This is a genomic window from Streptococcus sp. 53 (assembly GCF_013276565.1).
In the GTDB taxonomy this organism is placed as follows: Bacteria; Bacillota; Bacilli; order Lactobacillales; family Streptococcaceae; genus Streptococcus.
In genome coordinates, this window is record NZ_VMLG01000007.1 from 25953 (window position 1) to 39275 (window position 13323).

Annotated in this window: 17 protein-coding genes; 7 read left to right on the forward strand and 10 right to left on the reverse strand. The window is 37.1% G+C overall.

Annotated elements, in window-relative coordinates:
- Positions 1–10: 10 nt before the first annotated feature.
- The 6 genes from HT722_RS02490 (at position 11) to HT722_RS02515 (ending at position 4068) form a co-directional block, all read left to right on the forward strand.
- A complete protein-coding gene (locus HT722_RS02490; RefSeq protein WP_173277374.1) occupies positions 11–1339 on the forward strand; it encodes an N-acetylmuramoyl-L-alanine amidase family protein in 1329 nt (442 codons plus the stop codon).
- A gap of 33 nt (positions 1340–1372) precedes the next feature.
- The gene (locus HT722_RS02495; RefSeq protein WP_173277376.1) at positions 1373–1837 is read left to right on the forward strand and encodes a hypothetical protein; all 465 of its coding nucleotides are present in this window, start codon (positions 1373–1375) and stop codon (positions 1835–1837) included.
- 4 nt (positions 1838–1841) lie between these two features.
- On the forward strand, positions 1842–2171 hold the full coding sequence (locus HT722_RS02500; protein ID WP_240146917.1) for a hypothetical protein: 330 nt from the start codon (positions 1842–1844) through the stop codon (positions 2169–2171).
- 116 nt (positions 2172–2287) lie between these two features.
- Entirely contained in the window at positions 2288–3202 is a 915-nt protein-coding gene (locus HT722_RS02505) for a hypothetical protein (protein ID WP_173277378.1), read from the forward strand.
- On the forward strand, positions 3202–3558 hold the full coding sequence (locus HT722_RS02510) for a DUF6287 domain-containing protein (protein WP_240146918.1): 357 nt from the start codon (positions 3202–3204) through the stop codon (positions 3556–3558). Before HT722_RS02505 ends, HT722_RS02510 begins: the two co-directional genes overlap by 1 nt.
- A gap of 210 nt (positions 3559–3768) precedes the next feature.
- A complete protein-coding gene (locus HT722_RS02515; RefSeq protein WP_000981526.1) occupies positions 3769–4068 on the forward strand; it encodes a YbaB/EbfC family nucleoid-associated protein in 300 nt (99 codons plus the stop codon).
- A 109-nt stretch (positions 4069–4177) separates the two neighbouring features.
- Here the strand turns inward: HT722_RS02515 and HT722_RS02520 are convergent, their stop codons facing one another.
- The 9 genes from HT722_RS02520 to HT722_RS02560 form a co-directional block, all read right to left on the reverse strand.
- A complete protein-coding gene (locus HT722_RS02520; protein ID WP_138705577.1) occupies positions 4178–4951 on the reverse strand; it encodes an ion channel in 774 nt (257 codons plus the stop codon).
- Positions 4952–4997: 46 nt separating this feature from the next.
- Positions 4998–5252 carry a type II toxin-antitoxin system RelE/ParE family toxin gene (locus tag HT722_RS02525; protein ID WP_166728208.1) on the reverse strand — a complete coding sequence of 85 codons (255 nt, stop codon included), beginning with the start codon at positions 5250–5252 and terminating at the stop codon, positions 4998–5000.
- Between the two features lies 1 nt (position 5253).
- A complete protein-coding gene (locus tag HT722_RS02530; protein WP_166728207.1) occupies positions 5254–5496 on the reverse strand; it encodes a DUF6290 family protein in 243 nt (80 codons plus the stop codon).
- 90 nt (positions 5497–5586) lie between these two features.
- The gene (locus tag HT722_RS02535) at positions 5587–6396 is read right to left on the reverse strand and encodes an MBL fold metallo-hydrolase (protein WP_054384038.1); all 810 of its coding nucleotides are present in this window, start codon (positions 6394–6396) and stop codon (positions 5587–5589) included.
- 1 nt (position 6397) lies between these two features.
- The gene (gene vicK / locus HT722_RS02540; RefSeq protein WP_050090938.1) at positions 6398–7747 is read right to left on the reverse strand and encodes a cell wall metabolism sensor histidine kinase VicK; all 1350 of its coding nucleotides are present in this window, start codon (positions 7745–7747) and stop codon (positions 6398–6400) included.
- Positions 7740–8444: a response regulator YycF gene (gene yycF, locus HT722_RS02545; RefSeq protein ID WP_050223087.1), complete on the reverse strand. Its 705-nt coding sequence runs from the start codon at positions 8442–8444 to the stop codon at positions 7740–7742. Before yycF ends, vicK begins: the two co-directional genes overlap by 8 nt.
- A gap of 55 nt (positions 8445–8499) precedes the next feature.
- Positions 8500–9675, reverse strand: a complete 1176-nt coding sequence (gene mutY / locus HT722_RS02550) for an A/G-specific adenine glycosylase (protein ID WP_173277381.1) — start codon at positions 9673–9675, stop codon at positions 8500–8502.
- Positions 9676–10052: 377 nt separating this feature from the next.
- On the reverse strand, positions 10053–10328 hold the full coding sequence (locus tag HT722_RS02555) for an HU family DNA-binding protein (RefSeq protein ID WP_049535169.1): 276 nt from the start codon (positions 10326–10328) through the stop codon (positions 10053–10055).
- A 107-nt stretch (positions 10329–10435) separates the two neighbouring features.
- Positions 10436–11275, reverse strand: coding sequence for a DegV family protein (locus tag HT722_RS02560; RefSeq protein ID WP_173277383.1), 840 nt, complete (start codon positions 11273–11275; stop codon positions 10436–10438).
- A gap of 141 nt (positions 11276–11416) precedes the next feature.
- Between HT722_RS02560 and HT722_RS02565 the strand changes: the two genes are divergently transcribed.
- Positions 11417–12265 carry a YitT family protein gene (locus HT722_RS02565; RefSeq protein ID WP_050243034.1) on the forward strand — a complete coding sequence of 283 codons (849 nt, stop codon included), beginning with the start codon at positions 11417–11419 and terminating at the stop codon, positions 12263–12265.
- An 87-nt stretch (positions 12266–12352) separates the two neighbouring features.
- Here the strand turns inward: HT722_RS02565 and HT722_RS02570 are convergent, their stop codons facing one another.
- A complete protein-coding gene (locus tag HT722_RS02570; RefSeq protein ID WP_173277385.1) occupies positions 12353–13270 on the reverse strand; it encodes a bifunctional riboflavin kinase/FAD synthetase in 918 nt (305 codons plus the stop codon).
- Positions 13271–13323: the final 53 nt, after the last annotated feature.

The following is a 13323-nucleotide window of genomic DNA, read 5'->3' on the forward strand; positions in this document are numbered from 1 at the left end:
TACAAAAATTATGAAAAAAATCGTTTTAACGACTACAGCAGTTTTATCACTCCTAGCAACAGGAGCTACAATTTCAAGTGTCAATGCAGCAAGTGGCGTCCCGATGGTCAAGTTCTGGTCTCCTGCAGCTAATGCTTATGTTGAAGAACCTGCTCTTGGTTATCGTGATACAGATTTAGTCGCAACAGATGTGACGCTTGTTGAAAAAAGAAAAGCACAACTTGGAGCATTTTCTGATGGTGATGCTAAATTTACAGAGGTTGATTTTGTAGACAGGGCTTATAGACAAGAATTTTCTAAGCAATTTGCAAGTTTTGAATCCAACGGCATTGCTACATTTAACGGTAAAACGATTGTCTTTAAAGCAACAGATTATGGTATCTATACCATGAAGTTTGAATTAGATGGAGTTCGTTACAAACTAACAGCCGACGTTAGAGAAAACGTAGGAAAAGGGGCACCTTTTTACACTTATGTGACCAAACTAGAAGTCTTATCAAATAATCAAGCAAATACTATCTCGAATACGAGTACTGAAAAACAAATAGAAGCAACAATTACAAAGGTTGAAATTCATCATTTTGGAGTTAATTTTGAAGGTGTACTCTCAGAGCCACTACAACACGGAGGAGATAATGCAGCTAGAGGAAATGTTACTCTAATTGATAAGGCTAGCGGAAAGATTGTGTACCAACATAATAATGATGTCATCTTTAGTGGTCTAACTAATGACGTCAACGACCAATTTCTTTTACCTTTAATCTATAGCAATAAATTTAAAGGGGATGTTTTCGATATCAGACAGTTTCCTGCTGGAACATATATCTTGGAGATGTCAGGAGAGGCAGGTTCTCCACACGATCACTCAGTTGACAACAGAAAACGTGTCTTTAAAGCTAGAAAAGAGGTGACTTTCGGAAATACTTCGACAAATTCAAATACTAACACGACTACTCAATCTGATTCAAATTCTAATTTCTCAGGTAGTTGGGTACAATCTGGTTCTCGTTGGTGGTATAAACACGCCGACGGTTCCTATACAACTAATGACTGGGAAAAAATCAATGGTGTTTGGTATCGTTTTGATAACTCTGGTTGGATGCAAACGGGCTGGGTAAAAGACGGTAGCTGGTACTATTTCGACGGTTCAGGCGCTATGAAGACTGGTTGGCTCAAAGATAATGGTAGCTGGTACTACCTTCAAGACTCAGGGGCAATGAAAACTGGTTGGATGAAAGTATCTGGTAAATGGTACTATGCCTATAGCTCTGGTACACTCGCAATCAATACGACGACCCCTGATGGCTATCGTGTCAATTACAACGGTGAGTGGGTTTAACATACAATAGGATTAAATTAAGGAGACAATTATATGAACAAAGTTATAAAAATTGAAGATGAAACAGTTTATGTTGGAAAAGGTGATAATGGTCAATTTACTGCAATTTCAAGAAAAAGTTTTGGTTTTGAACCACAAGTAGGTGATTATGTAGAATTTTATCAAAACGGTGATGAGTATATTGTTTCAAAAATAGATAACAGTTCTCCAGTTAACTCTAGTCAACATTCAAATGGAGTGAGTGATAAATCTAAACTGGCTGCAGCCTTATTTGCCCTATTTTTAGGAGCGTTTGGTGCCTACGATTTTTATATTGGAAATGCTAAACAAGGATACAAGCGTATCGGCATAACTCTGTTAGCAATCATTCCTATTTTATTGCCATTTGTTTTACTTGCAAATGCTATTTGGAATATTATGATTACTATTCAAGTTTTAACGTCCAAAACTGGTAGCAAATGGCATCAAGATGCCCAAGGTTTAGAATTACAAGATTAAATATATGAAAAAATTATTTCTATTCAGTATTAGTATTTTAGCTATCTCTATTTTAACGGCTTGCCAACATCAGAGTGAAAACACTTCTTCAGCAAGTTCTGAAGCAATTGCTTCAAGTACTAGTTCAACTTCTTCTACATCGGAAGAGAAGAAACCTGATTACACCCTATATAATCCTGTCCTTAAAGAATATGCCAAAGTATTAGATGGTTCTCCTGCTTCACCTACAGAGGTCAATTCAAAAGCAAACTTAAAAAATGGTTATCCTAACGAATATTCTGGATTACAGTATAGCTTGTATGATTTAGACCAAGACGGTAAACTATTTATTTAATAATGTTTGTTTTAGGAGTTCTTTGATAATGAAAAAATAATTTTATTAACTACTTATCTTCATACACAATAATTTAATTTTTACCAATACAAATAGTAACTAACGGAGAATCTTATATGAATCGCAAAATAGTTTTAATTTCACTACTTCTTTCAGGGTGCATTCTGACTGCATGTACTCATACTAAGTCTCAAAGTAATCAAGAAGAAAAACAAATAGAACAAGTATCTTCAAAAAGCAAAAGTACTGAATTTGCTGAATACTTATCAAAAAATGAAACCATTATCTATGATTTAGAAAATTCTAAATCAACCTCAAAAGAAACTAGAATCCAATTTTTATTAGTTGCAAAAAATGAAACCATTACAGCATATGATTTACGTGGAAGTAAAAATAGTAAATATTTAACATTAGGCGATGTTAGTAAATTATCTGACAAGGAAGTTATTGAAAAAGCTAAAGAACTTCATAAGCAAAACATAAAAACTTATTATGATAATCTCGTCAATTATTACAAAGAAGATCTAGAACTTACACAAAAGGAATTAGATGAATATAAAGAAAAACTAGACAAATATCCTGAAGGAGCAGTTGGAATAGCAAATGGTTCAGCTGAGGAACATGAGCAACGAATTGAACGACATAAAAAAACTATACAGGCATTAGAAAATTCCAATGAACTTACAGAATTCTCCAAACCTGGTACTGGTTCGTATTCTATAAACTTAAAAACAGATGGCAGCGGAAATCAGACTGCTTATGAATCTTTAAAATATACTGGAACAATATTTGATAAGAAAAATAAGAAAATTGATTTTTCAAATCCACTAAAAAATTACTTCCCTACAACTGAAGACAATGGTTTTGGTGTTTCTCTATTTTATGCTATGGATATCTACGATTCTACTTTCAATATTGGAGTAAACAAAGACCATGAAAATACAATTGCAATTCGAACTAATAAAAATACACTCTTCACGCTTGACAAGCCTAAAACAAATTTAAAAAATATTACTGTTGATAAAAAGTAATGATTATTTCTGCAATTCAAAATAGAGATTTTTCTAGTGTCGCAGGAACTTGTAGGAATCGTACAGGTATTGAATTCACCTTTAACAAAAATGGTTTAGTAAGTGATCATTCCAAGATTTCAATTGAACATGCTGGAAAAATTGACTACTATCTTAAGGCAAATTCTGTTTCTAAAGATGGAGGTGCTGGTGCAGCTATTGCCTTTTTACCAGCAGGAATCCCTATAACCATGTCTGTCACCTCTTCTACAGATAATAGCTATACCGACTCATCTGATATCACACAAGATCGTTTATGGTTTGGACAACAACTTATCAATGACCACACTGACGGATTTTTCTACAAGGTAGAATAATGACGGTAACCCCTTAAAGTTGCCATAGAATATCTAGTATCTATATAGGATAAATATTCTTATTCTCTTAGAATATCTATCCTATATTTTTATTTCCTCTACATTCCTTTCGCTACTAGATGAATTCACTCAGAAAAAAGATTAGACTTTTAACCTTAAAATTGATAAAATAGAAAAGAAAATAATTGTAAAAGGAAACTGTAAATCACCATGATGAACATGCAAAACATGATGCGTCAAGCACAAAAACTTCAAAAACAAATGGAACAAAGCCAAGCTGAACTTGCTGCTATGCAATTTGTTGGCAAATCTGCTCAAGACCTTGTTCAAGCGACCTTAACTGGAGATAAGAAAGTTGTCAGCATTGACTTCAATCCAGCTGTCGTTGACCCAGAAGACCTCGAAACCCTTTCTGATATGACCGTTCAAGCCATCAACTCTGCTCTTGAACAAATCGATGAAACGACTAAGAAAAAATTAGGTGCTTTCGCTGGGAAATTGCCATTCTAATAAAAATCACAAAAACGCATAATGTAAGGTGCCAGACCTTGATATTATGCGTTTTATTGTGTCAAGACTTACTTGATTTCTCCTCGAATCAAGTTTTGTCTCACCTTTATTATATTTTTTCAACTAAGTCTTTTATCATTCGATGTAGTTCTTCTATCTTTTCAGATTGTTTCTCTATTAATATTCTCTGACTAGATAATTCATCTTGGAGTTTATCAAATTGTATCTGTTCATCTGGATACTCCTTTACAAAAAAGTTCGTTAAGGTACTTGTTAACATTCCTATTGTACTAATCCCTACCAACATTAATAAAACAGCTATCCATTTCCCAAAAAGGGAAACTGGAACAATATCACCATAACCAACAGTGGTTACTGTCACAAGAGCCCACCAAAGACTATCTGAGAATGATTTTTCTTCAACTACAGATAAAATTGAACTTCCTACTAGCACGATAAAGATATTAACATACAAGATATAAATCAGGCCATTTGTCCGTAAGAATCTACTAATTTTTCTTTCTAATTTACCTGTAAGTCCAATTATTCTAAGTAAACGAGTCAGTTTCAGTAATTTTGTCAGCCTTGCTAAGCGAAAGATTCGTCCTAATCGAAACACTGTAAAAATAGCATTTAAAGGGAGAATAGCCAATAAATCAAAAATATTTTCAAGAATAAAGCGCCATTTTCTTTTAGTAGTAAAAAAACGCCAACTATAATCAATTACAAAAACACCCCAGATTACTAAATCAATAATACTATAAGGCGGATTGTCCAAATCAATTATCTCAGTAAATCCAAGCAATACCAGAATAACAGAGATTAAAGCAAGTAAAATAATTGTTGTATCATAATAATCTGCAAAAAACCATTTTTTCTTCAAATTTTTACTCTCCTTACTTTCTATACTGTTATTACTCAGCTTTAATTTAATAAATATCTCTCCGATGACCAACTTCTAAAGTAGCAATGACTAATTCATCATCTATAATTTGTACGATAACTCGATAATTACCAATTCTATAGCGCCATTGACCAACGCGATTACCAACCAAAGCCTTTCCGTATCGTCTTGGATCCTCCAAAACATTGGTTTGTAAATAGTTTGTAATTAGCTTCTGCGTATAACGATCCAATTTTTTCAATTGCTTGATGAAACGTCTTGTCGGAACTAATTTATACAAATTATTCATCCTCCAAGCCTAAATCATGCATCATTTCTTCCCAAGTAATAGGTTCAACTCCTTTTTCCAAGTCGTCTACATACTCTTGATAGGCTAAATCTGCCACACGAGCGTCGTATTCGTCTTCTAGAGCTTCAAGAGTTTTGGTGCGAATAAGTTCCGAAAGGGAAACTCCTTCAAACTTAGCCATTGCTTTCATAAATATTTTATCAGCTTCAGAAACTTTTAATGTAATAGTAGTCATCTTTTGCACTCCCTTTTTTAATGGTAACACCATTGTATTACTTTTTAGGTGTTCAGTCAATATAAAAAGAACACTTTCTCAGCGTTCTTTCTATATATCTGTCAATGGTGTTGCGGTATCTGGTGAGGTATCATAAACCTTAAAGTCTACTCCGACTCCCAGATCAGCTTGAGCCAGCTGATTGACCATGGTCATATGAGCCAGTTCCTTGATATTGTTTTCCTTAGATAAATGCCCAAGGTAAATCTTCTTAGTGCGATTTCCTAACGTCCGAATCATGGCTTCGGCACCATCTTCGTTAGAAAGGTGACCCAGATCCGATAGGATTCGTTGTTTTAGTCGCCAAGCGTAAGAACCTGCTCGCAAAATCTCTACATCATGGTTGGACTCGATAAGATAGCCGTCCGCATTTTCGACAATTCCCGCCATACGGTCACTAACATAACCTGTATCTGTCAAAAGGACAAAACTCTTGTCATCCTTCATAAAGCGATAGAACTGTGGTGCGACCGCATCATGGCTTACACCAAAACTCTCGATGTCAATATCTCCAAAGGTTTTGGTTTTGCCCATCTCAAAGATATGCTTTTGCGAAGAATCCACCTTGCCAAGATATTTACTATTTTCCATAGCTTGCCAGGTCTTTTCATTGGCATAAAGATCCATACCATACTTGCGAGCCAAAACGCCTACTCCATGGATATGATCTGAATGCTCATGGGTAATCAAGATGGCATCCAGGTCTTCTGGCTTGCGGTTAATTTCAGCAAGTAGGCTAGTAATCTTTTTACCAGACAAGCCTGCATCCACTAAAAGCTTCTTTTTTGGGGTTTCCAGATAAAAGGAATTTCCACTGGAACCCGACGCTAAAATACTGTATTTAAAGCCTATTTCACTCATTCTAGTCTTCTACTTCATCCTCCCATACTTCTTCTTTCACTGCATCCTTATCATAAGGGAGAACAATGGTAAAGGTTGATCCCTTACCGTATTCACTCTTGGCCCAAATAAAGCCCTTATGTTGTTTGATAATTTCTTTGGCAATAGACAGGCCCAGACCTGTTCCACCTTGGGCACGACTTCTAGCACGATCTACACGATAGAAACGGTCAAAAATACGTGGCAAATCCTGCTTAGGAATCCCCAAACCGTGGTCAGAAATGGATAAAATCATCTGGTCTTCAGTTGTCTTCATTCTGACAGTGATTTTACCCCCATCTGGCGAATACTTAATGGCATTATTTAAAATATTGTCGACAACCTGCGTCATCTTATCTGTATCAATTTCCATCCAGATAGAATTGATGGGATAATCTCTCACCAGCTCATATTTCTTTTCTTTTTCCTGTCCTTTCATCTTGTCAAAACGATTGAGGATAAAGGTAATAAAGGCAGTGAAGTTTATCAATTCTACATCTAGGTGACTGGTCGCATTATCAATCCGTGAGAGATGGAGGAGATCCGTCACCATGCGCATCATACGGTTGGTTTCGTCCAGAGACACCTTGATGAAGTCTGGTGCTACAGTTTCACACAAAGCTCCCTCATCCAAGGCTTCAAGATAAGATTTCACGCTGGTTAAAGGAGTCCGTAACTCATGACTAACGTTGGAAACGAAGAGTCTCCGTTCGCGCTCTTCCTTCTCCTGCTCCGTCGTATCATGCAAAACAGCCACCAAACCTGAAATAAAGCCAGACTCTCGACGAATCAAGGCAAAGCGAACTCGAAGGCTCAGATATTCCCCATTGATGTCTTGGGAATCTAGCAACAATTCTGGACTTTGGGTAATCAAATCACGCAATTCATAGTCTTCTTCTATCTTGAGCAATTCCAAAATGCTTCTATTCAGAACATCTTCTTTAACCAGCCCCAGTTGCTTCTTGGCTGTATCGTTAATCATGATAATCTGCCCCCGACGATTGGTCGCAAGAACCCCATCTGTCATATAAAACAGGATACTATTTAGTCTCTTACTCTCTTGTTCTAGATTTTCCTGAGTGAGACGAATAACCTCCGACAAGTCATTCAAATTATTGGTAATATTGGTGATTTCAGACCCACCTTGCATATCAAGAACCTTGGAATAATCTCCTGCAATCAAATCTTTAACCTTTTGATTGATTTGCTTCAACCGAATATTATCACGTCTATTCTCTAGTAATAAGAGGGTCACAACAAGGATGAAACCTAACAAAATCAGGATAAAGATAAAATCTCTGGTAAAAATCGTTTGTTTCAGTAAATCAAGCATTATTTCTCATGTAATACCCTACACCACGGCGCGTCAAGATATACTCTGGTCGGCTGGGCGTATCTTCAATCTTCTCACGCAGACGTCGGACAGTCACATCAACTGTACGGACATCACCAAAATAGTCATAACCCCAGACAGTCTCAAGTAAGTGTTCGCGCGTAATGACTTGACCTGTATGCGATGCCAAATGATACAAAAGCTCAAACTCACGATGGGTTAAGTCTAGTTCTTCGCCATATTTTTTAGCCACGTAGGCGTCTGGAACAATTTCTAAATCCCCAATTTGGATAGGTTGAGGTTTACTTTCTGCTTCCTGCCCATCTACTGGCATAGGTTGAGAACGACGCAGCAAAGCTTTAACACGCGCCTGCAACTCACGATTTGAGAAGGGTTTGGTTACATAGTCATCCGCCCCAAGCTCTAAACCGATAACCTTATCAAATTCACTGTCTTTAGCCGACAGCATGATAATAGGCACACTGCTGGTCTTGCGAATGGTCTTAGCAACTTCCAAACCATCAATTTCTGGAAGCATCAAATCCAGAATAATAATATCTGGCTGCTCTGCTTCAAATTGTTCTAACGCTTCACGACCGTTAAAAGCAGTTACAACTTCGTAACCTTCCTTGGTCATATTAAACTTGATAATATCTGAGATTGGTTTTTCATCATCTACAATTAGTATTTTTTTCATATGTTCACCTTTTTCTCTACTATTATACCAAAAAAATAACAAGAAAACACGATAGCTAGTCTTTGCTACTGTCTAAGTTAGTTTGTGCATAAGCCTGCCAGATTTTTTGTTGGGGTTTGGCAAGTGGGTAATTCTTAAACTCTTCTGGTGAAAGCCAGCGAACTTCCCTATCTGAAAAATCATGGTAGTCACTCACCTGACCTGCTACAATTTGAACATGCCACTTGCGATGGCTAAAGACATGCTTGACAGTCTCAAAATAAACATCAAGCCAAGCAACATCTAGGTCATAGTCCTGCTGAAAACTCTCTTCTGGACTGGGACCAAAGTTCACATTGTCTTCTGCAACCTGATGAAAGAGGTCAAACTGCTCTTCTTGCAAAAAGTTATCAACTTCTATCAAGGGGAAATGCCAAAAACCTGCCAATAGCTTTTCGCTTTCATTTTTTTCAAGTAAAAATTGTCCCTGAGTATTTTTTACCACCAAGGCTTTAAGATAAATAGGGACCGGCTTTTTCTTAGGAGCCTTGATTGGATAACGGTCCATTGTGCCATTCTGATATGCCGCACTAAAGTCCTTAACCGGACTTTCTTCTGGTCTGGGATTTACAGGCGCCTCAATATCAGACCCCAAGTCCATCAAAGCTTGATTAAAGTCACCTGGCCGTTTTGGGTCAATCAAGATTTCCATCATTGCCTGAAAAATTTTGCGATTACTTGGAATGCCAATATCGTGATTGACTTCAAACAGACGTGCCAAAACCCGCATGACATTACCATCGACCGCTGGCTCAGGCAAATTAAAAGCGATACTGGAAATGGCTCCTGCAGTATAAGGTCCAATTCCTTTCAAGCTGGAAATTCCTTCATAGGTGTTTGGAAATTGGCCACCAAAGTCAGTCATAATCTGCTGGGCTGCAGCCTGCATATTACGAACTCGAGAATAATAACCCAAACCTTCCCAAGCCTTCAACAAACGCTCTTCAGGCGCATTCGCCAAATTTTCCACTGTTGGAAACCAGTCCAAGAATCGTTCGTAATAAGGGATAACCGTATCCACCCTGGTCTGCTGGAGCATAATTTCAGAGACCCAGATATGATAAGGATTCTTACTCCTACGCCATGGTAAATCTCTTTTGTTTTCATCATACCAAGTGAGGAGTTTCTGACGAAAAGAAACAATCTTCTCCTCCGGCCACATGACAATATCGTATTCTTTCAAATCTAACATATCTCTAGTATAACACAGAAGACTCTAACTGTCCTTTTCCTAGTATTAAAAAGCCTCTTCCTAAGGGAAAGAGGACTGATACTCAATGAAAATCAAATAGAAAACTAGGAAGCTTAGCCGCAGGTTGCTCAAAACACTGTTTTGAGGTTGTGGATAGAACTGACAGAGTCAGTATCATATACCTACGGCAAGGAGACGCTGACGTGGTTTGAAGAGATTTTCGAAGAGTATAAAAACTCAGCACTATTAGAAAATAACGAAAATGCTGGTTGACATCATCCTAAAACAAGTGAAAAAATAGTGTTTTGCTCCCTATACACAAAAAAGCCTACTGCCCAAGCTATAAAGCTTGATACAATAGGCTTTTTAAAGGCTGATTATTTAACAGCGTCTTTAAGAGCTTTACCAGCTTTGAATGCTGGAACTTTAGAAGCTGCAATTGTGATTTCTTTACCAGTTTGTGGATTGCGACCTTTACGTGCAGCACGCTCACGAACTTCAAAGTTACCAAAACCGATCAATTGAACTTTTTCACCAGCTGCAAGGTAATCAGTTACTGCTGCGAATACAGCTTCAACTGCTGCTGCTGAGTCTTTCTTAGTCAATTCTGTAGCTTCTGCTACTTTAGCGATCAAATCTTGTTTGTTTGCCATGTTAATGATTCCTCCAAATTAATTTCTAATTAACAAATATAATCATATCCTAAAATCCCTTATAGGTCAAGTTAAAAACGCCGTTTATTCGCATTTTCTTTATTTTTTTAGGAGTGGTAACGTACCAAAATAGCCCAAGCATTCTCACCTGTGTGCGTTTGAATAATGGAACCCGTTTCCAAAACAGAAATTGGCTGTTCAACATAAGCTTGTAAGCTTTCTTTCATCTCTTTTGCCCAATCAGCACTACCAGAATATGAAATTCCAATCTCTGCTACAGAACGTTCAGAGAGTGATGTTATCAACTCATCCAACCATTTTTTAAAGGTTTTAGCACCGCGACCTTTAACCATTGGCTGCAATTCATGGTCCTTCATCTGCATGACAACACGGATATTGAGAAGGGAGCTCAACAATCCAGTTACACGGCCAATTCGTCCACCTTTGACAAGATTTTCCAAAGTTGAAACACCAATATAGAGTTCTGTGTTGTTTTTAACCTCTTCTACATGAGCTAAAATCGTCTCCATATCTTTACCTTCTTGTGCTAATTTCGCAGCCTCAACAACTTGGAATTTCAAGGCTTGGTCAGTGAAAGAACTGTCAATAACTGTTACGTCGGCAGTAGATAGGCTAGCACCTTGACGCGCTGCTTCTACAGTACCTGAAAGAGCATGGGACATATGAATAGCCAGAATCTGGCTGCCATCCTTGCACAAGTCTTCAAAAACTTCAGCAAAGACACCTACAGGCGGTTGACTTGTTTTCGGAAGATTCTTAGCTTCTTGCATCAACTGAAGAAATTTACCTTCTTCTTTCAAATCAGCATCAGAATAAACAACATTATCAATCATTACAGATAATGGAACAATTGTAATATCTAATTGCTTTACTAGTTCTGGTTCAATAGTAACAGATGAATCGGTTACAATCTTAATTTTTGTCATAGTATCAATCTTTCTATTTTAGGATTCAGATTGGTTTTCTTACTTCTAATTATATCAAAAAAAGATTAAAAATCCTAATGGAGTCACTCAAATTTTCCTTAAAAATTTGATATAATCTACTTATAAGAAAAGAGGTGTCCTATGATTAAAAAAATTTACCCCATTTTAACCATTTTATTAGGAGCTGCTATTTATGCTTTTGGTCTAACTTATTTTGTAGTTCCTCATCATCTCTTTGAAGGAGGGGCGACAGGCATTACCCTTATCACCTTTTATCTTTTTAAAATCCCTGTTTCGCTCATGAACTTGCTGATTAACATTCCCCTTTTCATCCTAGCTTGGAAAATATTTGGAGCAAAATCCCTCTACTCTAGTTTACTAGGAACCTTAGCCTTATCCGCCTGGTTGGCCTTTTTTGAACGTATTCCCCTTCATATTGATCTTCAAGGTGATTTACTAATCACTGCCCTTATAGCGGGAATTCTATTGGGAATCGGTCTTGGAATTATCTTTAATGCTGGAGGTACAACTGGCGGAACTGATATTCTAGCTCGTATTCTCAATAAATACACTCATATATCTATGGGGAAACTGCTCTTTATCTTAGATTTTTGTATTCTCATGCTCATTCTCCTTATCTTCAAGGATTTGAGATTGGTTTCCTACACACTCTTATTTGATTTTATCGTTTCGCGTGTTATTGATTTGATTGGCGAAGGTGGCTACGCAGGTAAAGGCTTTATGATTATCACAAAACGTCCTGACCAACTTGCTAAGGCAATCAATGATGACCTAGGAAGAGGTGTTACTTTCATCTCAGGTCAAGGCTACTATAGTCAAAAAGATTTGAAGATTATCTACTGTATTGTCGGTAGGAATGAGATTGTGAAAATGAAGGAAATGATTCATCGAATCGATCCTCAAGCCTTTATAACCATTACAGAAGCCCATGAAATCCTTGGAGAAGGATTTACCTTTGAAAAAGAATAAAAAGAGGTAATGTCGTGACCTCAAAAGTTAGACTAAATCATCTATCTTTTGGGTTACAAACAACCTCTTTTTTGTTTACTCAATCTCTTAAGACCAATTCCGAGCTACTTCTTCATCAGCCTTTAACTGATCCACTAATTGGTCAACAGAATCAAATTTTGTCATATCTCGAATGCGATCAAGCCAATAAACCATGACGGTTTCCCCATAAATATCTTGATTAAAATCAAAAATATTGACTTCAAAACGTGCTTCTTCTCCATCAAAGGTTACATTTTTCCCGACACTAGCCATAGCACGATACTTCTGTCTTTGAATCTCAACATCAACGACATAAACGCCATCTGCTGGCATATAAGTACGGTCTAAAAGCACTAAATTAGCTGTTGGATAACCAATCGTACGACCACGAGCATTACCATGAACCACCATACCTCTGGATGGAAGCGGTGCCCCCAAAAGTTCTCCTGCTTCTTTCATATTTCCATCTAAAATAGCTTGACGGATACGAGTTGAACTAATCTTTCCTTTCTCATCTTCTACAGGTGGAACAATGATAACTTCTCCATCAAAGTAATCCTTTAAATCTTCTGCTGTTTTTTTGTCAGAACCAAATGTATAATCAAAACCTGCAACAATAATTTTGGCATTCATAGCCTTGATATAAGTTGCAAAAAATTCTTCTGCCGTGAGACTAGCGAATTGACTACTAAAATCAAGGAGATATAATTCCTCTACACCTTCGCGTTTTAATTTCCTCTCACGTTCAGCAGGGTTCAAAATATGTAAAAATAGGTCAGGATGATAAGGCTCTAAAGCGATCTTTGGAGATTCATTAAAGGTCATAACAACGATAGGCAATAAGTCCTTTCTCGCAGCCTTATTGGCAACACGAAATAATTCTTGATGCCCCTTGTGTATACCATCAAAATAGCCGAGAACAACGACTGAATCAGATGGGGTGCCAATATCTTTTTGGTTTTTTATAGGAATAGTAATAATCATAAAATAATTATATCATAGCGATAGCTATTTCTGGAACAGAAAATCTGAAATGT